Annotated in this window: 22 protein-coding genes; 12 read left to right on the forward strand and 10 right to left on the reverse strand. The window is 59.2% G+C overall.

Annotation, left to right across the window (positions count from 1 at the left end; translation table 11 throughout):
- Positions 1 to 15: 15 nt before the first annotated feature.
- The 3 genes from fabD (at position 16) to KDL09_RS10090 (ending at position 2,963) form a co-directional block, all read left to right on the forward strand.
- Positions 16 to 939: an ACP S-malonyltransferase gene (fabD, locus tag KDL09_RS10080; RefSeq protein WP_294384421.1), complete on the forward strand. Its 924-nt coding sequence runs from the start codon at positions 16 to 18 to the stop codon at positions 937 to 939.
- Between the two features lie 4 nt (positions 940 to 943).
- Positions 944 to 1,489: a redoxin domain-containing protein gene (locus KDL09_RS10085; protein ID WP_294384424.1), complete on the forward strand. Its 546-nt coding sequence runs from the start codon at positions 944 to 946 to the stop codon at positions 1,487 to 1,489.
- Positions 1,490 to 2,030: 541 nt separating this feature from the next.
- On the forward strand, positions 2,031 to 2,963 hold the full coding sequence (locus KDL09_RS10090; RefSeq protein ID WP_294384426.1) for a hypothetical protein: 933 nt from the start codon (positions 2,031 to 2,033) through the stop codon (positions 2,961 to 2,963).
- 20 nt (positions 2,964 to 2,983) lie between these two features.
- On the opposite strand, the gene KDL09_RS10095 is transcribed toward KDL09_RS10090, so the two are convergent.
- Positions 2,984 to 3,514, reverse strand: a complete 531-nt coding sequence (locus KDL09_RS10095) for a GNAT family N-acyltransferase (RefSeq protein ID WP_294384427.1) — start codon at positions 3,512 to 3,514, stop codon at positions 2,984 to 2,986.
- 231 nt (positions 3,515 to 3,745) lie between these two features.
- Here KDL09_RS10095 and KDL09_RS10100 point away from each other — a divergent pair, with 231 nt between their 5' ends.
- Entirely contained in the window at positions 3,746 to 5,068 is a 1,323-nt protein-coding gene (locus KDL09_RS10100) for a hypothetical protein (RefSeq protein WP_294384428.1), read from the forward strand.
- Positions 5,069 to 5,138: 70 nt separating this feature from the next.
- Here the strand turns inward: KDL09_RS10100 and KDL09_RS10105 are convergent, their stop codons facing one another.
- The 8 genes from KDL09_RS10105 to KDL09_RS10140 form a co-directional block, all read right to left on the reverse strand.
- Entirely contained in the window at positions 5,139 to 5,798 is a 660-nt protein-coding gene (locus tag KDL09_RS10105; protein ID WP_294384429.1) for a class I SAM-dependent methyltransferase, read from the reverse strand.
- A 79-nt stretch (positions 5,799 to 5,877) separates the two neighbouring features.
- Entirely contained in the window at positions 5,878 to 7,485 is a 1,608-nt protein-coding gene (locus tag KDL09_RS10110) for an arylsulfatase (RefSeq protein ID WP_294384431.1), read from the reverse strand.
- Between the two features lie 48 nt (positions 7,486 to 7,533).
- Positions 7,534 to 10,152 carry a DNA gyrase subunit A gene (gene gyrA, locus KDL09_RS10115; protein ID WP_294384433.1) on the reverse strand — a complete coding sequence of 873 codons (2,619 nt, stop codon included), beginning with the start codon at positions 10,150 to 10,152 and terminating at the stop codon, positions 7,534 to 7,536.
- 48 nt (positions 10,153 to 10,200) lie between these two features.
- Complete coding sequence (locus tag KDL09_RS10120; protein WP_294384435.1) at positions 10,201 to 12,750, reverse strand: DNA gyrase subunit B; 2,550 nt, start codon at positions 12,748 to 12,750, stop codon at positions 10,201 to 10,203.
- A gap of 156 nt (positions 12,751 to 12,906) precedes the next feature.
- The gene (locus KDL09_RS10125) at positions 12,907 to 13,563 is read right to left on the reverse strand and encodes a gluconate 2-dehydrogenase subunit 3 family protein (protein ID WP_294384437.1); all 657 of its coding nucleotides are present in this window, start codon (positions 13,561 to 13,563) and stop codon (positions 12,907 to 12,909) included.
- A 12-nt stretch (positions 13,564 to 13,575) separates the two neighbouring features.
- Positions 13,576 to 15,354, reverse strand: a complete 1,779-nt coding sequence (locus tag KDL09_RS10130) for a GMC family oxidoreductase (RefSeq protein ID WP_294384439.1) — start codon at positions 15,352 to 15,354, stop codon at positions 13,576 to 13,578.
- 9 nt (positions 15,355 to 15,363) lie between these two features.
- Positions 15,364 to 15,729: a 6-carboxytetrahydropterin synthase QueD gene (gene queD / locus KDL09_RS10135; RefSeq protein WP_294384441.1), complete on the reverse strand. Its 366-nt coding sequence runs from the start codon at positions 15,727 to 15,729 to the stop codon at positions 15,364 to 15,366.
- Between the two features lies 1 nt (position 15,730).
- On the reverse strand, positions 15,731 to 17,695 hold the full coding sequence (locus tag KDL09_RS10140) for a sulfatase (RefSeq protein ID WP_294384443.1): 1,965 nt from the start codon (positions 17,693 to 17,695) through the stop codon (positions 15,731 to 15,733).
- A 298-nt stretch (positions 17,696 to 17,993) separates the two neighbouring features.
- Between KDL09_RS10140 and atpB the strand changes: the two genes are divergently transcribed.
- From atpB to atpC, 8 genes are all read left to right on the forward strand, one after another.
- Complete coding sequence (gene atpB / locus KDL09_RS10145) at positions 17,994 to 18,878, forward strand: F0F1 ATP synthase subunit A (RefSeq protein WP_294384445.1); 885 nt, start codon at positions 17,994 to 17,996, stop codon at positions 18,876 to 18,878.
- 80 nt (positions 18,879 to 18,958) lie between these two features.
- Entirely contained in the window at positions 18,959 to 19,207 is a 249-nt protein-coding gene (locus KDL09_RS10150; RefSeq protein WP_345781086.1) for an ATPase, read from the forward strand.
- A gap of 111 nt (positions 19,208 to 19,318) precedes the next feature.
- Positions 19,319 to 19,846 carry an ATP synthase F0 subunit B gene (locus tag KDL09_RS10155; RefSeq protein WP_294384448.1) on the forward strand — a complete coding sequence of 176 codons (528 nt, stop codon included), beginning with the start codon at positions 19,319 to 19,321 and terminating at the stop codon, positions 19,844 to 19,846.
- 21 nt (positions 19,847 to 19,867) lie between these two features.
- Positions 19,868 to 20,266 (forward strand): ATP synthase F1 subunit delta, encoded by a 399-nt coding sequence (gene atpH / locus KDL09_RS10160; RefSeq protein WP_294384449.1) that lies wholly within the window; start codon positions 19,868 to 19,870, stop codon positions 20,264 to 20,266.
- Between the two features lie 42 nt (positions 20,267 to 20,308).
- Positions 20,309 to 21,838, forward strand: coding sequence for a F0F1 ATP synthase subunit alpha (atpA, locus tag KDL09_RS10165; RefSeq protein WP_294384451.1), 1,530 nt, complete (start codon positions 20,309 to 20,311; stop codon positions 21,836 to 21,838).
- A gap of 43 nt (positions 21,839 to 21,881) precedes the next feature.
- Positions 21,882 to 22,757 carry an ATP synthase F1 subunit gamma gene (gene atpG, locus KDL09_RS10170; RefSeq protein ID WP_294384453.1) on the forward strand — a complete coding sequence of 292 codons (876 nt, stop codon included), beginning with the start codon at positions 21,882 to 21,884 and terminating at the stop codon, positions 22,755 to 22,757.
- Positions 22,758 to 22,795: 38 nt separating this feature from the next.
- On the forward strand, positions 22,796 to 24,253 hold the full coding sequence (gene atpD, locus KDL09_RS10175; protein ID WP_294384455.1) for a F0F1 ATP synthase subunit beta: 1,458 nt from the start codon (positions 22,796 to 22,798) through the stop codon (positions 24,251 to 24,253).
- Between the two features lie 43 nt (positions 24,254 to 24,296).
- The gene (gene atpC / locus KDL09_RS10180) at positions 24,297 to 24,713 is read left to right on the forward strand and encodes an ATP synthase F1 subunit epsilon (RefSeq protein ID WP_294384456.1); all 417 of its coding nucleotides are present in this window, start codon (positions 24,297 to 24,299) and stop codon (positions 24,711 to 24,713) included.
- Positions 24,714 to 24,780: 67 nt separating this feature from the next.
- Here the strand turns inward: atpC and KDL09_RS10185 are convergent.
- Positions 24,781 to 25,944: NADH-ubiquinone oxidoreductase-F iron-sulfur binding region domain-containing protein (locus tag KDL09_RS10185; protein WP_294384458.1), on the reverse strand; the 1,164-nt coding region annotated here is incomplete at its 5' end.

The following is a 25,944-nucleotide window of genomic DNA, read 5'->3' on the forward strand; positions in this document are numbered from 1 at the left end:
CCTCATTCTCCCTCCATGAAAGCAGTTCTCCTTTTCGCCGGCCAAGGCGCCCAAAAAGTCGGCATGGGCAAAGACCTCGCCGAAGCCTATCCCGCCGTCCGCGCTCTCTTTGACCAGGCCGACGCCGCCCTCGGCTACTCGCTCACGAATGTGATGTTCGAAGGCCCCATGGAAGAGCTCACCAAGACCAGCCGCTGCCAGCCCGCGCTCTACGCCCACGGCCTTGCGATCCTCGAGGTACTTAAGAGCAAAGTGCCTTCGCTGGAGATCGCCGCCACTGCCGGTCTCTCGCTCGGTGAATTCACCGCGCACGCCGCCGCAGGCACCTTCGATTTCGCCACCGGCCTCAACCTCGTCTTCCAACGCGGCAGCTTTATGGAGGAAGCCTGTGAGAACACCAAAGGAGCCATGCTCGCCCTCCTCGGTGGAGAAGAATCCGCCATCCGCGAACTCGCTGCTGAGTGCGATGTCGATGTCGCCAACTTAAACGCCCCCGGCCAGATCGTCCTCAGCGGCAGCGCCGAAGGCATCGCCGACGCCGCCGCCAAATCGAAGGACAAGGGCATCAAGCGCGCCATCCCCCTGCCTGTAGCCGGCGCTTATCACAGCCGCTTGATGAAGTCCGCGCAGGACAAACTCGCCGCCGTGCTCGCCAGCGCGCCCATCCAAAGCCCCGGCATCCCCGTCGTCTGCAACTTCGAAGCGCGCCCCGTTTCCACGCCTGACGAAATCCGCGCCACGCTCACTAGCCAGGTCACCGGCTCCGTGCGCTGGGTTGAGTCCATGCAGCATCTCATCGCCTCCGGTCACACCACCTTCATCGAACTCGGTCCCGACGCCACACTCGCCGGACTCATGGGCAAGATCGACAAATCAGTGAAGGTCATCAGCATCAAGGACGCCGCGACGCTCGATGCCGCCGTCGCGCAGCTGCAATAAGCTCATGCGCTGGCTCCTTCTCGCCTCCCTGTTGTTCAGCGGCATCGCTTCCGCGCTCGAACTTCCCGCCACCGACGGGAAGAGCTACGATCCGCTGGCCGCTGGCGGGAAGAAGGCCGTCGTCCTCTTCTTCGTCTCGCCCTTCTGCTCGACCACCCGTTCGTTCATGAAGGAGATCAACCAAATCGCCGTCGACTATGGCGACCGCGTCGCCGTTTATCTCGTCCATTCCGATTCCGAGATCACTCTCGAGGTCGCGCTCGAGCACGCCGTGCTCTCCGAGGTGAAGGCCACGGTGCTGGTCGACAAAACACAGGCGCTCGCGAAGCAGGTCAAAGCCACCATCACGCCCGAAGCTGTCGTCCTCTCACCCACAACAGAAACCCTCTATAAAGGCCGCATCAACGACCTCTACCTAGGCCCCACCAAGCGCCAGCGTGCCGCGACCACGAAGGATCTCCGCGATGCCCTCGATGCAGTCCTAGCCGGCAAACCCGTCCCTTCTCCACAACACGAAGCGCAAGGCTGCAAGATCGGTGGCGTCAAATAGCCCCGCGCTCGCCGAGATTGGCTCAGTCTTCATCAGTCTTCATTGAGACACTCACCGCATGAACCGGCTGTTGAACCTGATACGTGCTCAGAAATCACTCCGCGAGGCACAACAGATGACACGGGCCGACATGCTGGCCCTTCAAGAACGACGCTGGAGGTCTATGATGCGGCATGCGCTGGCCACCAGCCCGTTTTACCGACGCCACCTGAAGGGACTCGACCCGGAGTGTTGTGCTCTCACTGACATTCCCCCGCTGTCCAAAACGACGCTGATCGAACACTGGGATGAGATTGTATCGGAACCTTGCCTGCGACGGGAAGCGTTGGAGAAATATCTCGAAAACCCTGACAACTGGAACCGGCTCCTCAAGGGCCGCTGGCTCGTTTGCCAGACCTCAGGCACCTCGGGTATCTCAATCACAACCCCACATGATGTGACTGCGGTGGACTGGATGCACGCAGCCCACGCGGTGCGCAATGGCTCTGATCCAGCAACATCCCAATCGCCTGGGTGGAATCCTCTTCGCCGAAGGCCACGCATGGCAGTCTTCATCTGGGAGACCGCCCCCTCGGCGTCAGCGGTGCTGTTTCACACCCGCCCCTGGGTGGGGGCGATTTTTTGCAGCCATCACGCCATCAACGCAGGTGCCTCATGGGAGAAGATTCTGCAGCAACTGAACAAACTTAAGCCCGACATTCTCATCTGCTATGCCTCCATCCTCGAACGGCTAGCGTGGGCGCAACTGGATGGAAGACTTCAATTGGACTTCACTGCACCCGGATCTGGCATTTCGACCGGTGGTGATGTTCTTTCGCCGGGCATTCGCACACTTTGCGAGCATGCCTTCCACGTGCAACCGCTCGACGGCTACGGCTGCGGCGAATCCCCCGTCATCGCGCGCCAGTGGTCCGGCATGGACCGCCTCATGTTACTGGAAGACCTCACAGTGTTTGAAGCTGTTGACGCACAGGACCGACCTGCGTGCGAGGGGGCGATTTCAGACCATGTATTGGTGACGCCTCTCATCAATCGCGCTTTCCCGCTCCTTCGCTATCGGCTCACTGACCGCGTACGTCTGGGGGATGTGCATGCACGCTGGCCCTTCCGCGGCATTGATGAGATCCTCGGCCGCAGCGGCATGACCTTCACCTTCCACACGCCTGAAGAGCGTGTCATTGTCGGCCTGAATGTCTTCGGCATTCACGAAACAGACCCGCGTGTCGTCACCTGGCAGGCACGCCAGACAGGACCGTCCAGCGTGGAGTGCCTTTTCACCGTGTTCCCTGGAGCGGACGCGGCACGACTCACACGCGAGATCACCGCCAATACGCGCGCGCACCTGGACTCGTGCGATTGTCATCAGGTGTCGTGCTCGGCTCATTGCGTACCTGCCATCGAGCCCAACCCGCGTTCGGGCAAGGTCGACATGTTTGTTCCCTTGCCAGCGCACGGCGGCGCACCGATTGCCTGACGCTCAGGTTCCCCCGTCTTTCACCAGACCAGCACCTCTTCTTCAGGCTCTTCTTTGCGCACCGTCGTCCAACGATACATGATCGGATAGATGGGACGCTTGTCCTCGAAGAAGTCCGAGACAAACGGCGGGCCAAACGTGGTGAATCCGAAGTGCTGGTAAACCGACAGCAGGTGCTTGCCCGTCTTGGTGATCAGATACTCGGCGCCGTTTTTGACCGCATACTCATTGACCCCCAGGCAGATCCTCAGGAGATGCACCCCGCCGCTCCCCTTCACGGTGCAGGAGCGTGAGCCTTCCAGGCTCAATTTGGCCGACGGCAGCACCAGATCCTTCAGTTGGGACTCCCTCATCATTTCAAACTGCTTCACTTCGTCGCTGCGCAGGACACGTGTGATCCCCAGCACATCCCCTTTTGAGTTGTAGAGCGCAAAATGGTGGGCCTGCTCATCAAACTCATCGAGAACGTGGGTAATGGTCCCGCCATAGGAGCTGCGGCGGAATTTTTCGATGAGGGGACGGTTGGAACTGAAATCAATTTCTTTAAACATGACGACGGAAGCCGGGCATCCTCGAAGTCTTCCCGGCGCGGTGGTTGAGGTCCTCTGGAAAGCTAACGTCCGGCGAACACGGAAGCGACAAAAAAAACGCCCCGTTCTTGACGCGATGTTGACTCTTGCCTGCCACTAGGTCTATGCGACTGCTCAGCGATGGGCAGACTGTTCAACCTCATACGTGCATCCAAATCCATCCAGCATGCTCAGAACCTGGACCGGCCCGGCATGCTTGCCTTGCAGGAGCAGCGCTGGCGCGCTCTGACCCGCTACGCACTGAGCACCAGCCCGTTTTACAGACGCCACCTCGCAGGCATTGATGTGGACCGCTGCTCACTGGAAGACATCCCGCCGCTGACAAAGGCCATGCTCGTAGAAAACTGGGATGAGATCGTGTCAGACCCCCGGCTGCAACGCCGCAAGTTGGAAGCCTATCTCGACGACAAGCGCAACTGGGGCAAACTGCTCCATGGTCGCTGGATGGTTTGCAAGACTTCCGGCTCCTCAGGTCCCGCCGTCACTCTTGTCCATGACCTTGAGTCTTTGGACTGGATGCATGCTGTTCATTCGGCGCGCAACGGACCTTCGGCTGCGCAGTCTCATCCACGGGGCTGGAATCCATTCCGCCGCAGGCTTCGCCTAGTGGCTTTTGTGCGTGAGGGATCGCCCTCGGCATCTGCCTCTCTCTTCCGCACCCGCCCATGGGTTGGCGCTCTCTTCACGCAGAATTACTGCATCAATGCGGGCCTTCCTTGGGGGCAGATACGGCAGCGTTTGGAGCAGCTCCAGCCTGATGTGCTGATCGTGTACGCCTCAATGCTGGAGCGTCTGGCCCACGCTCAGCTAGCGGGAGAGCTTCACCTCGACTTCTCCCGGCCCGGAGCAGCCATCTCCACGGGTGGAGACATGCTCACACCAAACACACAGAAACTCTGCCGCCGTGCTTTTGGCCATGAACCGCTCAACGGGTATGGCGCAGCTGAGTGTCCTGCGATCGCACGGCAATGGAAGGGAGTGGACCACCTGACTCTGCTGGAGGACCTAACCGTCTTCGAAAACGTCGGTAAGGATGAACATGCCGTGCCGGAGGGCGAGGCCTCCGATCATGTGCTGGTGACTCCGCTCTTCAACCGCGCCATGCCGCTCCTGCGCTACCGCCTCAACGACCGCGTCCGCCTCGGGCCGGTTCAGCCTGGCTGGCCCTTCCGGCGCATCGACTCCATCGTTGGCCGTACCGCCATCACCTATGAGTTTCAGGTGCCTGAAAGACGCATCCTCATCGGCTTGGATCTGCTCAAAGGTCTGGATGGTGATCCGCGCATCACCGACACTCAGGTGCGCCAGACCGGCCAGGCCAGCATCGAATGTTTGTTCTGTGTGGCTGACGGCATCGACGGCACGCAGATTGCCGCCGAACTGACGGCCAACATGCGTTCCTATCTCGATGAACGCGACTGCCAAAAAGTGTCCTGCGCCACCCGGCAGGTGCCCTTCTTGGAACCCGATCCCGCCACCGGCAAAGTGGAACGCTGGCTTCCCTTCAAGGCATGAGTCATGCCCATGGTCGTTCCTTGAGATTTGCTTCCTGCTGACCTGGGAACCAGCCGCATCTTCGATCAAGTCACCGCTTGGTCAGCTCAAAAATATAACCGGCGGCAAAGAACTTCAGTAGAAGCTTTCGTCTCAATCCGGATGCTGTCGCACAGCTAACATAAATCTTTTTCCGCAGATCCAATTTCAGTCCTGCAGCAGCAAACGCGGCCTTGTAATCCGCCTGGCGGTGCCGGAAGCCAGACGTTGTGAAATCTGGAAGAATCCGGATTCGCTTCTTGGTGCACCACCAGTGATCCGAACGCATGTCGGAGATCAGGATCCGACCTCCCGTCTTGGCAAGGCGCGAGATCTCTCTGATGGCTGCATGCAGGTCTTCCACGTGATTCAAAACCAGGTTACACGTCACCATGTCAAAGGACTCGTCGATCGGAATCGATCTCAAATCCGCCTGGACAAACCTGACCTGAAGGCCTTCAGCCTTCTTCCTCGCAACCGCCAGCATCTTGTCTGAAAAATCAACACCCGTGACCTCCGCCCCCGCTTGAGCCAAGCGGATCGTGTGCCGCCCTGTGCCGCACCCGACATCGAGGATTTTCTTTCCAACCACATCAAATGCCAGTCGCCCTAGAGTCTTCTCTTCGGCCTTCACCAACGGATTGACGGGCTCATCATAGCCATCTGCCCACAGCTGATAAAGATCATGTACTTCAAGGTGCTGTGTTTGCATTGATTCAGGAAATGGAGCGAAGCCGCTTGGCTGTCAACTGGCTACGGTGCAGCGGCTTCAACGGCCCGCCTAACGTGAATCATTTCTCCGCCTTTTTGCCTTTGCCACTCCCTTTCGCTTTGACGGCGGGTTTGGGTCCGGCCTGCGCGACGAATTCCTTCTCCAGCTTCACCCAGCGCTCGGCCATCGCCTTCACGCGCTCGGGATCCTTGGCGGCGAGGTTGTTCGATTCGGCGCGGTCGGTGCTCAGGTCGTAGAGTTCCCACACATCGTTGTTGTCGGCGGCGCTGACGATCTTCCAGTCGCCTTCGCGCAGCGCGTGGTTGCCGGAGTGATTCCAGAAGAGGTAATCGCGGCTGATCGTCTCATCCTTCGCAAAGGCGGGCACCAGACTCCGCCCCGGATACGGTGGCGCGTTGTCCGGCATCACGGGATGCTCGTCGCCCGCGAGCGCCAGCAGCGTGGGCACAATGTCGATGACATGTCCCGGTGTATCGCGCAGTTCGCCCTTCACAGCGATGCCTTGCGGCCAATGCGCGATCAGCGGTGTACTGATACCGCCTTCGTGCGTCCAGATCTTGTGACGACGGAACGGCGTGTTGGAAACCGTCGATCCTCCGGGCCCGAGGCAGAGATAGGACAGACCTGACCCCATCGGCACCGTCTTGTCATGGCCAAGACCGCGCACCATCACCTCCGCGCTCGCACCATTGTCGGAGAGGAACAGGATGAGCGTGTTCTCCATCGCGTTCATCGCCTTCAACTGTGCGAGCACGCGCCCCACCTCTTGATCGAGGCGATCAATCATCGCGGCGTGGATAGCCTCCTTGGTCGCCTGAAACTGTTTCTGCTCCTCCGTCAGACTTTCCCATGGCACGGCGTGACGCGTTTCACCGGGGCCAAGAATCTCCAGGTCGCTCTCCTTGCCGCTCGGCGCGGTGATCTGCGGTTCGGGATCGGACAGGGTGGTGTGCACCAGCCCCACCTCCTTCTGCTTTGCGAAGCGTGCCGCGCGTGTCGCTGGCCAGCCCTTGGTGTAATGGTCCTTGTATTTGTCGATGTCCTCCTGCGGCGCCTGCACCGGGAAATGCGGCGCGGTGAAGGCCAGGTAGGTGAAGAACGGCGTGTCCGCATGCTGCTGCGCGTGCTCCTTGAGGAAATCGATCGCGTATTGCGCCATTGCCGTGCTGGAATACCAAGGCCCGTCCGGCTCCGGCAGCGGCTTATCATCCAGCTCGTGCCGCTTCGGATGGAAGTGATTGTCCTGCTGCGCGACGTAGTAGGAGCGCGTGAAGCCGCCATCGGCCACGACCTTGGGTGCGTTGTTCACGTGCCACTTGCCGGAGTGGTAGCTGCGGTAGCCGAGCTTCGACAAACGCTGCGGCAGCGTGCGCACCCAGTCCGGAAACCTGCCATACTGCGGATCCATCCCCACCTGCTGGGCATAGTGTCCTGTCATCAGCACACTGCGCGTCGGCCAGCAGCGCGCCGTGTTGTAAAACTGCGTGAAGCGCAGCCCCTCAGCCGCGAGTTTGTCCAGATTCGGCGTCGCAATCTCGCTGCCGTAGCAACCGAGATCCGAGTAGCCTAGGTCATCCGCGAGGATGAGCAGGAAGTTGGGTTTCGACGAAGCTGCGTGCAGCGAGGTGACGGCGAGCAAAAGAACGAACAGAGGCAGGCGAATCATGACGGACATCCAAACGACGTCCGCGACGATTTCCTGCCTCTAAACCGTTCAAGCCACATCAGGAGCAGGTGGATCGCCTTCAGCGGTGGCTTCCTCTGTTTCTCCGGCAGATTCAGCCTCATCGGAGACGACGGTGGAGACGTCCTGGATGGTTTCACCTTCGTTGAGATTCATGAGCCTGACCCCCTGGGCGTTGCGACCGGTTTCGCGGATGTCCTGCACGCGGATGCGCACGCTCTGGCCCTTGGTGGTCATGAGCATGAGCTCGTCGGTTTCATGCACGGACTCGGCCGCGACGACTTTGCCGGTCTTGTCGGTGACATTCATCGTGATGACGCCCTTCGTGCCGCGGTTGGTCATGCGATACTCGTCAAACTTCGTGCGCTTGCCGAGACCGCGCTCGGAAACGACGAGCAGCATGGTGTCTGCATCGTTCGTGAGACAGGCGACGAGGAAGTCGCCGTCGTCCAACGTGATGCCACGCACTCCGGCGGTGGCACGACCGATCGGACGCAGGTTCGGCGATTCGGGATTGTCGCCGGTCTCATGGAAGCGCACGCACATGCCCTCATGGGTGACGAGGCAGATCTCCTTGTTGCCGTCGGTGAGGACGCATTTCACGAGATCATTGCCTTCATCGAGCTTGATGGCGATGATGCCGTCCTTGCGGTAGTTTTTGAACTCTTCGAGCGCTGTTTTCTTGATGGTACCGTCCTTGGTGGCAAACAGGACATACTTGTCAGCGGCCCACATGGCCTCGTCTTCCGGCCCCTGGGCCTCCAGAATGAGCACGGCGGCGATCTTCTCCTCAGAGCGGAGATTGAGCAGGTTCTTGATGCTGCGTCCCTTGCCGGTTCGCGGCGCTTCCGGGATCTGATACACGCGCTCCACATACATGCGGCCTGTGTTGGTGAAGAAGAGCAGGAAGTCGTGCAGATGCGCGCTGAAGAGGTGCTCGACGAAGTCGTCGGCCTCGTCGTCGCTCTGTGACTCGCGGGTTTCCATCCCCTTGAGTCCCTTCCCGCCACGCCCTTGCAGCCGATACTCAGCGGTGGCTGTGCGCTTGATGCTGCCAAGGTGCGTCATGGTGACGACGGCGGGATCGTTCGGGATGAGGTCGATGCTTTGGATCTCACCTTCAGCGGCCTCGATCCGGGTAAAACGCGGCGTGGCATGCTTGGCCTTGATGGCCTGGAGCTCGTCCTTGATGATCTGCAGCACACGGATCTCGCGGGCCAGAATGTCCATCAGGTCGCGGATGCTCGTGAGGATGTCATCGTAGTCGGCCTTGATCTTGTCGCGCTCGAGTCCGACGAGCTGGTAGAGCCGAAGTTCAAGGATGTCATCGACCTGCTTGTCGGTGAAGACATAGCGGTCGCCCTGAATGCTGGCCTGGCCGCGGATGAGGATGCCAAGTTGCTCCGCAGTGGCGATGCTGAAGTTGTAGGCCTTCAACTGCGCACGGGCATCGTCACGCGTGCGACTGTCTCGGATGATCTTGATGAAGTCGTCCAGATGACCCAGCGCAAGAAGCTGCGCTTCCATCTTTTCCGCCTTCTGCTCCGCCTGCTTCAGCAAATAACGCGTGCGGCGTATGATGACCTCGCGGCGATGCTCGATGTAGCACGCAATCGCGTCCTTCATGCTTAGCACACGAGGCTTGCCACCGTCGATGGCCAGCATGTGGATGGAGAAGCTCGTCTCCAACTGGGTGTGCTTGTACAGGTTGTTCAGCACAACCTGCGCACGCGCGTCACGCTTCAGATCAATGACAACGCGGGTGTTCTCGTCGGATTCGTCGCGGACACTGCTGATCTCGGTGATGACCTTCTCGTTGGCGAGCTCGGCGATGCGCTTCACCAGCTCGGCGCGGTTCACGTTGAACGGAATCTCGGTGACGATGATCTGCTCGCGGTTGCCATTCTCGACCACTTCGGCCTGGCCGCGGATGCGCACGGCACCGTGGCCCGTTTCCATGTAGTCGTGAATCCCGCTGGTTCCCTGAATCACACAGCCCGTGGGGAAGTCCGGCCCCTGAATGAACTGCATCAGTTCGGCGCATGTGATCGCGGGATTGTCCACCTGCGCGCACACCGCATCGACAACCTCACCGAGATTATGCGGCGGCATGTTCGTGGCCATGCCGACGGCGATACCCGTGCCGCCGTTGACGATGAGATTCGGAAACGCCGCCGGAAACACCGTCGGCTCGGTGAGACGTTCATCGTAGTTCGGGACAAAATCGACGGTCTCCTTGTCCATGTCGGACATCAGCGTGCCGCCGAGATGCGTCATGCGGGCTTCCGTATAACGCATGGCGGCCGGAGGATCACCTTCCACCGAGCCGAAGTTCCCCTGTGGGTCGATCAACGGCTCGCGCATGGCCCAGGGCTGGCCCATGTGAACCAAGGTCGGGTAAATCACGGCCTCGCCGTGCGGATGGTAGTTACCGGAGGTGTCACCCGCGATCTTCGCGCACTTCATGTGCTTCTTTGGCGGATAGAGCGAGAGCTCGTGCATCGCATAAAGGATGCGTCGCTGGGAGGGTTTCAAACCATCACGCACGTCCGGCAGCGCACGCGAAATGATGACGGACATCGAATAGTCCAGGAACGAGCTCTTCACCTCGTCGGCAACGGAGATGGGGCGAATGTTGGGATCTTGCATCGAAGGAAACGGTAAGGCGTTAAGTGAACGGGTTCAGGTGAGAGCGGACTACACGTCCAGGTTGCGCACGTTGAGCGCGTTCTCTTCGATGAAGTGTTTGCGTGGTTCGACCACATCTCCCATCAGGATGGTGAAGATGCGCTCGGCCTCGTGGGCGTTGCTCTCGTCGAGCTTGATCTGAAGCAGCGTTCGCTTGTTCGGGTCCATGGTGGTCTCGAACAACTGCTTGGCGTTCATTTCCCCCAGACCTTTGAAGCGCTTGATCTCCATGCCGCGCTTCCCGATCTCCATGACTTTGTCGAGGATGCCGGGGATGCTGAAGACGGGATGCACCTTGGCGTTGTCACCGTCGCCTTCGATGATCTCGAAGAGCGGCTTGTCCTGGCTGCTGAAGTGATCGACGTGCAGTCCCAGCTCGTCGAGCTGCTGGAAGCGGCGCTTCATGCCGTGGGCCTCGTGAATCTCGATCAGGCGGGCACGGCGCGTGGTTTTGGGCGCTGCGCCATTGCCATTGGCTTCGTCAGACGTCTCCGGCTTGGCAAACAGATGCAGGTCGCTGTTCTCGCGGGCAAAGGCCGCAAGCTGCTCGTTGCCGAGGAAGTAGTGCACCTCCTCCTCGTTGCCGTCGCGGATCATCACGAGGTAATGCGGCAGATTGCCGGTGGCTCCGTCACGCGCCTGAAGGTAGTTTTCAAAATCGCCACCGTGACGACGGATGATGTCGGCGAATTTGGCCAACGGCACCAGCAGTTCGAGGATCGATTTGAGTCTCTCAGCTTCGATCTTGCTGCCATCGGCCATGTTGCGCAGGCTGATTTCTCCAGAACCGAGCTCGAGCAGGATGGCGTCCATCTCGGCGTCGCTCTGAACATACTCCTCGCGCTTTTTGCGTGTCACCTGATAAAGCGGCGGCTGGGCGACGAAAATGTGGCCTCGTTTCACGAGTTCCGGCATCTGACGGAAGAAGAACGTGAGCAGCAGCGTGCGGATGTGGCTGCCGTCCACGTCGGCGTCGGTCATGATGACGATCTTGTGGTAGCGGAGCTTCTCGATGTTAAAGGAACCCTCCACCTCGCTGTCGCCACCGATGCCGGTGCCGATCGCGGTGATCATGGTCTGGATTTCCTTGTTCTGCAGCACCTTCTCCAAACGCGCCTTCTCTGTGTTGATCAATTTACCACGCAGCGGGAGAATCGCCTGATTGTGGCGGTTGCGTCCCATCTTGGCAGAGCCACCGGCGGAATCACCCTCGACAATAAACAACTCAGTCTTCGCCGGATCGCGTTCGGAACAATCCGCCAGCTTGCCAGGCAGACCACCGCTGCTCATCGCATCCTTGCGGATCGCTTCACGGGCTTTGCGCGCGGCTTCGCGGGATTTCGCGGCGATGATGATGTTGCGAATGACATCCACCGCGGTGTCGGGATTCTCGTCAAAGAATCGCAGCAGACCTTCATACACAACGGAGTTCACCACGCCTTCAACCTCGCCGTTCACGAGCTTCACCTTCGTCTGTGAATTGAAACGCGGATTCGGCAACTTCACGCTGAGCACGCAGATCAAACCCTCGCGGCAATCATCGCCTTCGATGTCGGGAAGCTTCTCTTTAAATGCCTTCGGGTTGTTGTTGATGTACTGCTTCACCGCCTTGGTGAGCGCGGTTTTCAATCCGCTGTAATGCGTGCCGCCGTCCGGATTCGGGATCGCGTTGGCAAAGCAGAGCGTCTGCTCGCTAAGCCCCTTGTTATACTGTAGCACGCAGTCCACGAGAATGAACTTCGGCTTGTCATCGATCATGATTTCGCGGCGGCCCGCCAGCGCGATCGGCTCTGGATGCACCTTGTCTTTGTCCGCACCCATCTCGCGCACGAACTGCTTCACCCCCTCGGTGTAGAGCAGCGTCTCCGTGCGGGCAGGAGTCACCCGCTCGTCGGTGACGGTGATGTTGATGCCGGGGTTAAGGAAGGCGAGTTCACGCAGACGGACGAGCAAACGATCGAAATTAAACGTCGTGGTGATGGTGAAGATCGTCGCATCGGGGAAGAAGGTAATCTTCGTGCCGGTGCGCTTCGGATCATCCAGATCGCCGAGAACAGTCAGCGGCTCCGTGGTAATGCCGCGCTCAAAACCGATCGCATGAATCTTTCCGTCGCGATAGACCTCGCATTTGAACCAGTCGGAAAGCGCGTTCACGCACTTCGCACCGACCCCGTGCAGACCGCCAGAGAACTCATAAGCACCGTCACCGAACTTGCCGCCCGCGTGCAGATTCGTCAGCACGAGCTCCACGGTGGGGATGCCCTTCGCATGCATCTCGACCGGAATGCCACGGCCGTCGTCTTCGACGCTAAGTGAGCCATCCGTATGAATCGTGACGCTGACGTTTTTGCAATTGCCCGCGAGATGCTCGTCGATGGAATTGTCCACCACTTCAAACACGCAGTGATGCAGACCGCGTTCGTCGGGATCGCCGATGTACATGCCCGGACGGAGGCGGACAGCCTTGAGTCCTTCGAGATGCTGAATTTGTTCGGCGCCATATGCCTGCCCTGCGGCTACATGCGTCGTGCTATGGAGGTCGTTGTTGTCGTCTGACATGAGTCTGTTCTAACGGGGTGATCCATCGACTGAGTCCGTCCAAAAACCGCTACCGGAAACGTTCTCGATGAAGGTGCGTTCAGACTAGCAAGCCACGAGGGCGAGCAAAGGTTTTTTTGCCACGAAACGAAGTCTTTTTACAGCCGCCAGAACGGCTCAAACCACGTCCTGCAACCCCAGCTTCTCGATCACCTCCGCCGGAACCCCCGGATAGGGCCCGCCAACACTAATGTTGCCGATGTAGCCGAGGCTCCTCCAAGTCTGGCTGTGGCTGTAGTAGCCGCCCACACAAAGCTGCCGGAAGCGCCTGAAAAAGGCCGCGCCGACGCGGTGCTCGAGGCTGGCTTGGGAGAGATCGCAGATGTCATCGGCGATCTGCGATTGCTGCGCTGAGGTGAGTTCCTCGAAGCGCTGCGTGAAACGTTTGAAGCTCTCGGTGCTCAGCCAGCCGAGGCCGCCCCGGATGACTTCGCGATCCTCCTGATGCTCCGGGTAATCAGCACTGATCCATTCGTTGATGAAATCAGGAACCCCGACCTCGGATGCGGCGGGTGAAGTTTCGTCCTTGGGGAGGATCAGGTCCGCCAAAGCCGTCGCGACGGCAAGCTCCTCCGCCGAGAGCAGCTTCTCCCACGGAAACTTCACCGGCTGCGTGAAATCCGGATCGTGGAAAACAAACCGCGAAGCATGCACCGGCGGAGCAGGTTCGGTATGATTCGGTGCGGCAATCGCAGGTGCCGCCGCGACACCCGCCGCCCCGCCGATGAGCCCTCTGAGAGCGTGACGACGTGAAATGGGAGAAGAATCAGACATGACGTTGAGCAGTTAGAGATTCCCTCGTTTCATTTCCTCCATCAGCCATTCGCTGGAGCGCCAGGCGAGAGCCAGAATGGTGAGAGTCGGATTCTTATCAGGGTTGCTGGGCAAAACAGCCCCGTCCATCAGGAAGAGATTCTTCACGTCCCAGGTCTGGCAGTATTGATTGGTGACGCTGTCAGAAGCCTTGTCGCCCATGCGTGCGGTTCCAACCTCGTGGATGATTTCACCGGGCCTCTGGATGGCATCCGCCCCGCTTTGAGGCTTGGCCTTGCCTCCCATTCCTTCAAGCAGCGCGGCAAAGGTTTGTTGCATGTGTTCGGCCTGCTTGATCTCGTGTTCGCTCCACTTCCAATGGAAACGCAGCACGGGAATCCCCCACTGATCAACGACGTTGGGATCGAGCTCCGCGTAGCAGTCCTTGTTCGGGATCATTTCGCCGCGGCCGGAGAAACTGAACTGTGAACCGTAGTAGCGACGGGCTTCCTCCTTGAGCTTTCGGCCATACACGCCGGGCGACGTTGAATCGAGAAAGCCGAACGTCTTCACCTCGGGCATCTGACGACCGCCGCCCATCTCGATGTGATAGCCGCGAGCAAAACCGAGTTTGGCGTGATCGTTCACCAGCCACCACGGCACGTAGGTGTGCAAGCCGCCTGCTCCGTCTTCATTCATCGGCGGCAGATCTTCCATCGCAGGAATGTGAGCGCCAAGACGCGTGCCGACACTGTCCATCAAGTTCTTGCCGACTTGCCCGGAGGAGTTTGCCATGCCCGCAGCGTCGCGTGACTTCGAGTTCAGCAGGATGCGCGAGGTCTCACAAGTGCTCGCCGCGAGAATGACCACACGCGCCTTCGCCACGGCATCACGTCGCGTAATCTTGTCGATGTAATGCACGCCAGTTGCCTTCCCACTATCGTCCATCGTCACCTCGCGCACCATCGCATCCGTGATGATGTCGAGGTTCCCTGTGGCGAGCGCGGGTGGCAGCAGCACGGTCGTGCTTTGGAAATTCGCACGGATGCTGCAACCGCGCACGCAATGCGTGGCCCAAAAGCACGCGGCGCGAGACATCATGTCCTTGCCGAGGATTTCCTGCGCCTTCGGATTGTTCGGAAACAGTATCTTTGGCAGGTTTTTCCAGTCCATCGGCTGACTGAGCACCGCGCGATGGGCGGCTACCACGGGCACTCCAAGCTTCCTTCCCGCCTTCTTGGCCAGCAGTTCACCCACGCGCGGCCTAGGCGGAGGCAACAGCACTCCGGGAGATGAATTGGGCGCATTGGCGATACCGTCATTTTCTCCGTAGACGCCGATTAACTGCTCCACGCGATCATACCACGGCGCGATGTCTGCGTAGCTCATGGGCCAATCGACACCAAGACCATCACGCGACTTCGGTTTGAAATCGAACTCACCGAAACGCAGCGAAATGCGGCCCCAGTGATTCGTGCGACCGCCGAGCATGCGGGCACGCCACCACCAGAAGTCTCCTTCACTGCCCTGTTTGTTGGTGTAAGGCTCACCCGGCACCTGCCAGCCACCGATGTTCGAATCATAGAAGCCAAAATAACGATCCGGAGTCGGCGCACCACGCATCGGAGCCATCTCCGGCGTATTGAACATCGGCGTCTCCTTGACCGGTTCGTAATTACGACCGGCCTCGATCATGAGCACCTTCACACCGTTCAAGGCGAGAATTATCGCCGCCATCCCGCCACCAGCCCCGGAACCGACGACAATCACATCATATTGAGGCTGTGTTTTGCGTTCGGTGAGGACAGGCATGGCAAGAGGTCAGAATTCGCCGCGGAAGATGCAACGGGCGCTGGGAGTCTCGTGCAAGACGATCTCACAGAGGCCGGGAAGCTGAGGAGAGAGCTTTTTCCACAGCCAGGCGCACATGTTTTCAATGGTGGGATTCTCAAGACCATCAATCTCGTTGAGATAGGAATGATCGAGCTGATCCATGATCGGCTTCATGGCCTTGGAAATTTCCGCGTGGTCGTAGACCCATCCGATGTGCGGGTTGACCTCGCCTTCGATGGCGATCTCCAGCTTAAAAGAGTGCCCGTGCATCTTGGTGCACTTGTGATCGCAGGGAAGATTGGGCAGCGTTTGAGCCGCTTCGAAGCGGAAGTCTTTAATGATGCGTGCGCGCATGTCAGTTGGTTTTGACACCAGATTGGTGCGGAGGGAGGAGGGTGAGGTTGAGGCGATGCACCTGGCCGTCAAACGGCGTGCTGTTCGGGTGCTTCGCACCTTTCAAGATGCCGAAACTTTGACCGGCCGCGATGCCTGATTTCGGTTCTTGAGGAAATCCCTGCTCAAACGGCGCCACACCCAGCACCTCGCTGTGCCCGGGCACGGCAATGGTGACTACTCCACCAGTATCGATCTGGGCACGGATATTGACCCGTCCAGGTTCAAGCACCGCGCCGCTGATGGTCGTTTCCTTGCCGTTGGCAAACACTGTCAGCGTGGGCTGGGAGGCAACCAGATGCAGGGCATAACCGGACTTCGCATCCCCTTGACTGAGCAGGGTACTGTCTTGATCAACCTGCGGGTCGAACTCGAAAGCTGCATCGATGAAAACACCCCTGCCCTGCAGTTTCGGTGCTTCATCGGCGCTGAGTTCATCGCCGATGTTCAACACGAGATCGACCGATCCTGAAGGACTGGCGGGCTTCACCACCTCGGAGGCCGGACGTGCGGCGTTTTTGAATTCCGCCGGGAAAAAGCCTGCAAGACGAATCTTTTCGGCGACCAGATCCGGCCTTCCCGCGAGATTGGTCCATTCATTCGGATCGTTTTGATGATCGTAAAGCTCATCACTGCCATCGGAATAGCGGATGTAACGCCAACGTTCGTCCCGGGCCGCATAACCGGCGTTTTTGCCTCCGTTCATGCACGTGACGGCCGGCTTCTCACGTTTCGCCGTCGGATTAAGCAGCAGCGGCTTGAGGCTGGAGCCGTCGAGATGCTCGGGCAGCGGCAGTTTAACGAGATCGCAAAGCGTGGGATACAAATCTACGAGCGCCACCGGCTGAGATGATACTGTATCAGGCTTGGTGACTTCAGGAGCATAGATCGACAGCGGCACCCGCGTGACCGGCTCCCACAACCTGCCTTTATGCCACATTTGTTTCTCGCCGAGATACCAGCCGTGGTCCGAGGTGAAGACGATGATCGTGTTCTTTGCATTCGGTCCTTTTTCGACCGCTTCGAGGATCTGCCCCAAACGGGCGTCGCAGAACGCAACGTTTGCGAGATAAGCGCGCACAGCGTCTTTCCAAAGATTCTTTTCAACGATCTTTTGATGATGCCCCTCTTTGAGATGCGTCTTCGCGATCGCCGGCACGTCATCGAGATCATCCGCCTTCACGTCCGGCAGCTTGATGGAATCAAGCGGGAGCGAGTCAAAATACTTCTGCGGCACATACCACGGCGAGTGGGGCCGGTAGAGACCAAGCGCGAGGAAAAACGGCTTCTTCTGCTTTTTCGAGAGAAAGTCGGCAGCGAAAGCGGCGATCTGACCGTCGTCGGTCTTTTCATCCTCCACCGGAATACCACCCCAGTCCCAGTGCCAGATGTTTAGGCCGTTGAAGTTCTGACCGGTGTGCACGGGGAGATCCGGAATCTGCACGCCGGGTTGCGGGAAGCGCTGCTCCCACGCCGCATCCTGCTCAAACCCTCGACGTCCGCCGTGCCAGCCTGCGAGACGTCCTTCCGGCCCGCCGTGGTTGGCATGGAACACTTTTCCAGCGGCCGCCGTCGTGTAACCCCGCGCCTTGAAATGCTCAGGCAATGTCGGTTTGCCCGCGACCTGCACACTGCGCCGCCAGTCCTGTTCGTTGCCGAACACCCCGCTCGAAGACGGCAGCATGCCGGAGAGCAGCGACGTGCGCGACGGATTGCAAAGCGCGTAATTGCAGTGCGCATTGGTGAAACGCATGCCCATTTTCGCCAGACGGTCCATGTTCGGCGTCACCGACTGGGGATGACCACCCATCCACCCGACATAGTCACGCAGATCATCCGCGATGATGAACAGAACGTTCGGTTTGCCATAGGCGGAAACAGACCGGGATTTCGTGGCGGCACTGGCAGAAAACGACAGCGCAAGCATGAAACAAATGAAGCGAGAGGCGGACAGCATCACACGAACGCTCGCATGCCGCAGCACCAATGTCGAGCACGTGTCTGAATCAGCGCAGAACCTTTCTATCTGTCGTTTCAGAGTTCGACATCCGCCACTCAGCTAAGAGCTCTGTAGAGCCCTTTCACGTCGACAAAACCGGGGCCTTGCCGACTTTGTGAAATTTTTCACAAATAGCTCTTGCCTCTCCTCTCACCTGTGGCTAGAAAATGCGCCCCTTCCTCCCGGACGGACCCTACGTCCAGCCTCCCCGGGAGACCCTACTCACATGTTGTCCTCACTCTCCCAACAAGCTTCCTTTTCGCCGCTGCTCGCGAACGTGCACAGCTATGCGTCCGGGTTGTTTGGAGAGAGCAGCACGCTGGCTTTCCTGACCAATTCGGTGCTCGTCGCGCTCGTTGTGATGAGCATTGTTCTTTGGTTCTCGCGTAAGGCGACGAAGAACATGACGCTCGTGCCGCACAAGGCGCAGAACTTCCTCGAATTCATCGTCGAGTTTCTCTACAACCAAGTGGTGGGAATCGTCGGTGAAAAGCAGGCCAAGCTCGCGTTCCCGCTGTTGGGCACTCTCTTTATCTACATTCTCGTCTCCAACTGGTTCGGCCTCTTCCCGGGCGTGGGAACGATCGGCTGGGGCGAGTCCACCGGTTTCCTCTCGGTCAAAGCCGCTCATGATCCGCTGCTGCGTCCGCCAACAGCCGACTTGAATGCCACCATCGGTCTCGCTGTTTCCGCTTTCCTCGTCTGGCTGTTCCTGACCATCAAGGAAATCGGCATCTGGGGTTTTGTCGTTCACACCTTCGGACCTAAGGGTGGTCTTAAAGGCGTGATGGGCATGGTGGTCGCCGCGGTCTTCCTTTTCGTCGGTGTCATCGAAGTCGTTTCCATCATCATCCGTCCGGTCACGCTCTCGATCCGACTGTTCGGTAACATCTTCGCCGGTGAAAACGTCATCCACACCATGAGTGACCTGATGGCCGGCCAGGGCGCCATTGGCAGCTTCCTCGGCAGCGTTGTTCTTCCTCTTCCCTTTTACTTCATGGAACTGCTGGTCGGCCTGCTGCAGGCGATCGTGTTCACCCTGCTCTGCGCGGTTTACATCCAGCTCTCCACCACTCATGACGATCACGGTCATGAGGAGGCGCACCACTAAAATCGAATTTGCCTGCGGGACCATGCGCAACGCGTGGACGTCGGCGACACAACAAACAAAACACGACTAACACTATGACAATGGAACTTATCTCGATGGCTCAGGAAGCAGCCGCTCACGCCCCTGCAGCCGCAGCCGGCATCACTGGCAGCATCACGATGGGCCTCGGTGGCGGCGGTGCCGCGATCGGCGTGGGCCTTGTCGGCTCCAAGGCTGTGGAAGCCGTCGGCCGCAATCCTGGCGCTTTCGGCAACATTCTGACCCTTGGCATTATCGCCATGGCTCTTGCTGAAGGTCTTGGCATTATCGCCTTCCTCGGCGGTTTCTAATCTGCCTTTCAGCGGCGGATCACTCCGCGTGGTCCGCCGCCCTTTCTCTCCTTCCCCCTCTTTCAAATCTCACTCGTTCCGATCACCTCCGTTCCACTTATGATCTCTGCCATGCCTACCATCATCGCTGCGGGCAAAGTTGACGCGATTGTCGAAAAATTCGGCCTCGCCTGGCCCAAGTTTTTCGCCCAGGTGATCATCTTCTGGGTCGTCTTCACGATCCTCAAAAAATACGCTTTCGGCCCGATCCTAGGCATGCTGGAGCAGCGTCGTCAGCGCATCGCCGACGGTGAAGCCAAGCTCGAAAAAATCGCCAAGGACGCCGCCGAGGCCAAACAGAACGCCCAGGCGCTTCTTGACAAGGCGGAGGCTGATGCAGCCCGCCTCGTGAAGGAAGCTGACGAAGCCGCCAAGGCCATTCAGGAGCGCCGCCAGCAGGAAGCCGTTTCTTCCGCCAACACCATCATCGCCAAGGCGCGTGAAGCCGCCCAGCTCGAACAGGAGCAGCTCATGTCCCAGCTCAAGCGCGAATTCGGCCGCATGGTCTCTGACGCCACCAGCCGCGTCACCGGCAAGGTCCTCAACACCGACGACCAGACCCGCATCAATCAGGAAACCGCCGCCCAGGTCTCCGCTTAATTCTCTCGCCGCTTCGCCACCATGAAGATCACCAAGGAAGCCCGCCGCACCTCCCGCCAGCTTTTCCGCGCCTGCCTCGCAGATGGAAAGCTGGACGAGTCCCGTGTGCGCACCGTGGTCAACAGCGTGGCCAGTAGCAAGCCCCGTGGCTTTATCGGCATCCTTGATGCTTTCGCACGCCTCGTGGCGAACGAAGTCGATCGTCAGCGCGCCGCCGTCGAAAGCGCCACCGCCCTGACACCTGCCACGCAGACCGAACTGCAGGCCAGCCTCTCGAAGAAATACGGCCGCCCGCTCACTCTCGAATTTAACGTCAATCCCGAGCTCCTTGGCGGCATCCGCGTCAAGGTCGGCTCCGATGTCTGGGACGGCAGTGTCAAAGCCCGCCTCAAAGCTCTGTCCGATTCCCTTTCCGCCTAACACCCCGCCCTTCCCTCTCAGCTTTTTCAAACCCGCAATACCATGAGCAACATCCTCCAGGAGATCGAATCCCAAATCGCCGGCCTCAAGACCGCCGTCACGAAGTCCAATGTGGGCATCGTACGTGAAATCGGTGACGGCGCAGCCAAGATTGAAGGCTTGAGCGATGTCATGCTCAACGAAATGATCGAGTTCCCTGGCGGCGTCTATGGTCTCGCTCTGAACCTCGAAGAAACCGAAGTCGGCTGCGTGCTTCTCGGTGCAGGCGAAAACGTCAAGGCTGGTGACGAAGTCAAGACCACCGGTCGTCTCCTCTCCGTGCCTGTCGGCAAGAGCCTCCTCGGTCGCGTCGTGAACGCTCTCGGTCAGGCCATCGACGGCAAAGGCGACATCAAGGGTGAAACCCAGTATCCGGTCGAAAAGCTCGCTCCTGGCATCATCGCCCGTAAGTCCGTGTCCGTTCCGGTGCAGACCGGCATCATGAGCATCGACGCCATGATCCCAATCGGCCGCGGTCAGCGTGAGTTGATCATCGGTGACCGTTCCACCGGCAAGACCACCATCGCCGTGGACACCATCATTTCCCAGGCGCAGCAGAACAAGGCCGCCGAACAGGGCAAGCTCAAGGGCCACAAGCCTCTCTACTGCATCTACGTCGCTATCGGACAGAAGCAGTCGAACATCGCCCGTGTGGTGAAGACTCTGGAAGACGCCGGCGCAATGGAGTACACCACGATCGTCAGCGCTTCCGCTTCCGACTCCGCGGTGAACCAGTATCTCGCTCCCTACTCCGGCTGCGCCATCGGTGAATGGTTCATGGATCAGGGCGACGACGTCCTCATCGTGTTCGATGACCTTTCCAAGCAGGCCGTTGCCTATCGTCAGGTCTCCCTCATCCTGAAGCGTCCTTCCGGTCGTGAAGCATATCCGGGTGACGTGTTCTACCTCCACTCCCGCCTCCTTGAGCGCTCCTGCCGCGTCAGTGAAAACTACGGCGGTGGTTCCATGACCGCACTGCCGATCATCGAAACCCAGGCCGGTGACGTGTCCGCTTACATTCCGACGAACGTGATCTCCATCACCGACGGTCAGATCTTCCTTGAAACCGACTTGTTCTATCAGGGCATCCGCCCCGCCATCTCTGTCGGTCTCTCCGTCTCCCGTGTGGGTTCCGCCGCCCAGACGAAGGCCATCAAGAAAGTCTCCGGCACCACGAAGCTCGACCTCGCCCAGTTCCGCGAACTCGCCGCTTTCGCCCAGTTTGGTTCCGACCTCGACGCTGGCACGAAGGCCAAGCTCGACCGCGGTGCCCGCATCGTGGAACTCTTCAAGCAGCAGCAGTATCAGCCAAAGAGCCTGCCGATCATGGTTTGCAGCCTCTACGCGATGCAGAAAGGCTACTTCGACTCCGTCGCTGTGGACCGCGTGAAGGAATTCCAGGCCAAGCTCGAAGAATACCTCTCCACCCGCAAGAGCGAACTCATGGACCAGCTCGCCAACGAGAAGACCCTCGACAACGTCGAAGCAGGCATCAAGTCCGCCCTCGACGATTTCAAAGCCTCCTGGAAGTAAGCATTTCAGGCTACCCGCCCTCCGCACTTAGCTCTCCGCTCACATGCCCTCCACCCGCGACATCCGACGCCGAATCAAATCGGTTAAAAACACGGCCCAGATCACCAAGGCCATGCAGCTCGTCGCGGCTGCGAAGATGAAGAAAGCGCAGGACCAGGCCAGCAACGGCCGCGCCTACGCGGAGATGATGAACAAGGTGCTCGTGAACCTCAAGGAACACGCGGAGGAAGGCGTGCATCCCTTCTTCTCCGAAGGCAAAGGCGACAAGACGCTCGTTCTTCTCATCGCTTCCGACAAAGGCCTCTGCGGTGCGTTGAACACCAATCTGTTCAAGAAGCTCGTCACCTCGAAGATCGAGGGCGAAGTCGAATACGTCACCATCGGCAAGAAGGCCGTTCAGGCCATCAACCGCCTGCGTCGCACACTCCTCGCCGACTTCCCGATCAAGGACCCCGCCAAGTTCGCAGAAGTGCGCGCCATCGGTCGCTTCATTCAGGAGAAGTTTCGTACGGGCGACTACAAGAAGGTGCTCGTCGTCTTCAACAATTTCATCAACACCGTCACCGTTGTTCCGACCATCGAGCAGCTTCTGCCTGTGAATCCGGTGACCCTCGGCGGCAAGCGTGATTTTGCCCCTGAAATTGAGACGGCAACCGTCACGACCGAATACACCTTTGAACCCAGCGCCGCCGTCGTCTTTGAGACCGTGCTGCCGCAGTATGTGAACGACACCGTTTATCAAATGGTGCTCGAATCCCGCGCCTCCGAGCACTCCAGCCGGATGGTGGCCATGAAGAACGCCACCGACAACGCCAAGCAGATGATCAAGGACCTGAGCCTCGAATACAACAAGCTGCGTCAGGCCGCGATCACCAACGAACTCCTCGAAATCACCACCGCCAAGATGGCCCTCGAATAAACCCCATCCGCCATCCCCTCCCAAATCTCCCAAGTCTTATGAGCAACATCGGCAAAATCGTTCAAGTCATCGGTCCCGTGGTGGACGTGGATTTCTCCGCCTCCGGCAACCTGCCCGCCATCTACAACGCCCTCGAGATCAACTTCGAGCAAGGTGGCAAGGCCGCACGCCTTACCTGCGAAGTGCAGCAGCATCTGGGTGACGGTTGGGTCCGTTCCATCGCCATGATTTCCACCGAAGGTCTCAAGCGCGGCATGGACGTGAAGGATACCGGCGGCCCGATCACCGTTCCTGTCGGCGACGAAGTTCTCGGTCGTATCTTCAACGTCACCGGCGACGCTTGCGACGACCAGGCCGCCCCGACCACCGAGAAGCGCTACGCGATCCATCGCCCCGCTCCGGCGCTCGTTGACCAGAATCCTTCGGCTCAGATCCTCGAAACCGGCATCAAGGTCATCGATCTTATCTGCCCCTTCACCAAGGGTGGTAAAGTCGGTGCATTCGGTGGTGCGGGCGTCGGCAAGACCGTCGTCATCATGGAGCTGATCAACAATATCGCCAAAGGCCACGGCGGTTACTCCGTGTTCGCTGGCGTGGGTGAGCGTACCCGTGAAGGGAACGACCTCTACCATGAAATGATCGAGTCCGACGTTATCAAGGTGAAGAAGGACGGTCACAACATCGTGAAGAACGACCAGGGTGGTTACATCAGCGAGCCAGGATCGAAAGTGGCCCTCGTGTACGGCCAGATGAACGAGCCTCCAGGTGCCCGTCTCCGCGTTGCCCTCTCCGCCCTCTCCATGGCCGAGTACTTCCGCGATGAGAAGAACCAGGACGTGCTCTTCTTCGTGGACAACGTCTTCCGTTTCTCCCAGGCCGGTTCCGAAGTGTCCGCTCTCCTTGGACGTACGCCTTCCGCCGTGGGTTACCAGCCCACCCTCGCCGCAGAAATGGGCGCCATGCAGGAACGAATCACCTCCACCAAGACCGGTTCCATCACCTCGTTCCAGGCCGTTTACGTTCCTGCTGACGACTTGACCGACCCTGCTCCGGCCAACACCTTCGCCCACCTTGACTCCACCGTCGTGCTTGAGCGTTCCCTCGCCGAGCTGGGCATCTACCCTGCCGTGGATCCTCTCGCCTCCGTGTCCAAGGCCCTCGCACCTGAAATCGTCGGTGAAGAACACTACCGCGTCGCCCGTGGCGTGCAGCGCGTTCTTCAGCGCTACAAAGACCTTCAGGACATCATCGCCATCTTGGGCATGGACGAACTCAGCGAAGAAGACAAGCTCACCGTCTTCCGCGCCCGTAAGCTCCAGCGCTTCCTTTCCCAGCCCTTCCACGTGGCCGAAATCTTCACCGGCACCAAAGGCGAATACGTTTCCGTCAAAGACACTGTCAAGGGCTTTGCCGAAATCCTCGACGGCAAGCACGACAACGTTCCTGAAGCCAACTTCTACATGAAGGGCGGCATCGACAGCGTGAAGAAAGACTGAGTGCGTTAAGCCATCGTCGTTCGTTATTTAGACCATTCCTTCCATGCCCCTCAAACTCGAAATCGTCACCCCTGAAGCCCGCATCTACTCTGATGAGGTCGATACCGTCGTGCTTCCGGGTTACGAAGGTGAGATGGGAGTGCTTCCCGCCCATGCCAACTTGGTGACCACGCTGCTCCCTGGTGAGCTGCGCATCACCAAAGACGGCAAGACGACCGAAATGGCCATCGGTGAAGGCTTGGTGGAAGTGACCGGCACTGTAACACGCATCCTGACGGATGTGGCGCTTGATGCGGACAAGATCGACGAGAAAGCTGCTGAAGAAGCCATTGAGCGCGCCAAGAAAACGCTCGCCGAGCTCAAGCCTGGCGAGCATCAGGAAGAAGTCGCCGCCGCCATGGCCGCGATCCAGCGCGCCACCGCTCACCTGCATATCAAGCGCAAGCGCCGGACCGTTTGACCGGTGTCATCGTCCTTGAGACGAACGGAGCCGAGGTGAATCGACATCGACTCGTCGGAGTTGTGGCTTATGCCTTGAAATACCCGCCGAGTTCCCCATCAAAATGCTCCAGTGCATTCTTGATTGGCAGTGGCACACCGCCGCCGAGGGCGCAGAGGCTCGTCTGCTCCATCGTGTCGAGCAGGTCGTTGATGAGTTCGCGGTCGATCTTGTAGCTACTGTCGCCGCGTGCTTTGGCGATCAATTCTTTGCCGCGCGTGCTGCCGAGGCGGCACGGGAAACATTTGCCGCAGCTTTCGTCGGCGGTGAACTGGAAGAGATGCTGGATGTATTCGATCATCGGCATCGACTCCGGAATGCTGACGACACCCGCATGACCAAGAAGGAAGCCGGCCTTCTTGAAGCTTTCGAAATCGACGGTGAGCTGGCCGACATGCGACATCGGCACAATGCCGCCGAGCGGACCGCCGATCTGGATGGCTTTCACTTTTGTTTTGAATCCACCCGCGAGGTCGATGACTTCCTGCAACGGCGTGCCCATGGCGACTTCGTAGATGCCGGGCTTCACAAAATGCGAATCCAGAGAGAGCAGCTTCGGTCCTGTGGACTGCGGAGTTCCAATCTGCGCGTAGCCCTTGCCACCAAGCGTGAGGATGGCGTGGATGGTCGAGAAGGTTTCGACGTTGTTGACGATCGTCGGCTTGCGGAAGAGCCCCTCGATGGTCGGGAACGGCGGACGCGTGCGCACTTCGGGACGCTGACCTTCGAGGCTGGCGAGAAGGGCGGTCTCCTCGCCGCAGATGTAGGCACCAGCACCTTTGATCGACTTCAGCATGAAGTTGAATCCCGTGCCGAGGATGTTCTGACCGAGCAGACCCGCGGCGCGCAGATCTTCGATGGCTTCGTTGATGATGGTGACCGAGTCCGGATACTCGGCGCGGATGTAAAGGATGCCGTTTTCGGCGCCGGCGAACCAACCCGCGACCATCATGCCGAGCAGCACACTATGCGGCTGCTTTTCCATGAGGTATTTGTCGATGTAAGCGCCCGGATCACCTTCATCCGCGTTGCAGACGATGTACTTCACCGCGCCTTCAGCAGCGCGGCATGAGGACCATTTGAAGTGCAGCGGAAAACCCGCGCCACCGCGTCCACGCAGGCCGCTGTCTTTGAGTTCTGCACTCAGAGCGTCGCGGCTGCCTTCGGTGATCAGCTTCTTGAAAGGCGCGTA

This window comes from Prosthecobacter sp. (assembly GCF_020439865.1).
GTDB lineage: Bacteria > Verrucomicrobiota > Verrucomicrobiia > Verrucomicrobiales > Verrucomicrobiaceae > Prosthecobacter.

Coding starts and splice junctions, on each gene's coding strand:
- fabD (WP_294384421.1), top strand. CDS start 16: ATGAAAGCAGTTCTCCTTTTCGCCGGCCAAGGCGCCCAAAAAGTCGGC.
- KDL09_RS10085 (WP_294384424.1), top strand. CDS start 944: ATGCGCTGGCTCCTTCTCGCCTCCCTGTTGTTCAGCGGCATCGCTTCC.
- KDL09_RS10090 (WP_294384426.1), top strand. CDS start 2,031: ATGGCAGTCTTCATCTGGGAGACCGCCCCCTCGGCGTCAGCGGTGCTG.
- KDL09_RS10095 (WP_294384427.1), bottom strand. CDS start 3,514: ATGTTTAAAGAAATTGATTTCAGTTCCAACCGTCCCCTCATCGAAAAA.
- KDL09_RS10100 (WP_294384428.1), top strand. CDS start 3,746: ATGCTTGCCTTGCAGGAGCAGCGCTGGCGCGCTCTGACCCGCTACGCA.
- KDL09_RS10105 (WP_294384429.1), bottom strand. CDS start 5,798: ATGCAAACACAGCACCTTGAAGTACATGATCTTTATCAGCTGTGGGCA.
- KDL09_RS10110 (WP_294384431.1), bottom strand. CDS start 7,485: ATGATTCGCCTGCCTCTGTTCGTTCTTTTGCTCGCCGTCACCTCGCTG.
- gyrA (WP_294384433.1), bottom strand. CDS start 10,152: ATGCAAGATCCCAACATTCGCCCCATCTCCGTTGCCGACGAGGTGAAG.
- KDL09_RS10120 (WP_294384435.1), bottom strand. CDS start 12,750: ATGTCAGACGACAACAACGACCTCCATAGCACGACGCATGTAGCCGCA.
- KDL09_RS10125 (WP_294384437.1), bottom strand. CDS start 13,563: ATGTCTGATTCTTCTCCCATTTCACGTCGTCACGCTCTCAGAGGGCTC.
- KDL09_RS10130 (WP_294384439.1), bottom strand. CDS start 15,354: ATGCCTGTCCTCACCGAACGCAAAACACAGCCTCAATATGATGTGATT.
- queD (WP_294384441.1), bottom strand. CDS start 15,729: ATGCGCGCACGCATCATTAAAGACTTCCGCTTCGAAGCGGCTCAAACG.
- KDL09_RS10140 (WP_294384443.1), bottom strand. CDS start 17,695: ATGCTTGCGCTGTCGTTTTCTGCCAGTGCCGCCACGAAATCCCGGTCT.
- atpB (WP_294384445.1), top strand. CDS start 17,994: ATGTTGTCCTCACTCTCCCAACAAGCTTCCTTTTCGCCGCTGCTCGCG.
- KDL09_RS10150 (WP_345781086.1), top strand. CDS start 18,959: ATGGAACTTATCTCGATGGCTCAGGAAGCAGCCGCTCACGCCCCTGCA.
- KDL09_RS10155 (WP_294384448.1), top strand. CDS start 19,319: ATGCCTACCATCATCGCTGCGGGCAAAGTTGACGCGATTGTCGAAAAA.
- atpH (WP_294384449.1), top strand. CDS start 19,868: ATGAAGATCACCAAGGAAGCCCGCCGCACCTCCCGCCAGCTTTTCCGC.
- atpA (WP_294384451.1), top strand. CDS start 20,309: ATGAGCAACATCCTCCAGGAGATCGAATCCCAAATCGCCGGCCTCAAG.
- atpG (WP_294384453.1), top strand. CDS start 21,882: ATGCCCTCCACCCGCGACATCCGACGCCGAATCAAATCGGTTAAAAAC.
- atpD (WP_294384455.1), top strand. CDS start 22,796: ATGAGCAACATCGGCAAAATCGTTCAAGTCATCGGTCCCGTGGTGGAC.
- atpC (WP_294384456.1), top strand. CDS start 24,297: ATGCCCCTCAAACTCGAAATCGTCACCCCTGAAGCCCGCATCTACTCT.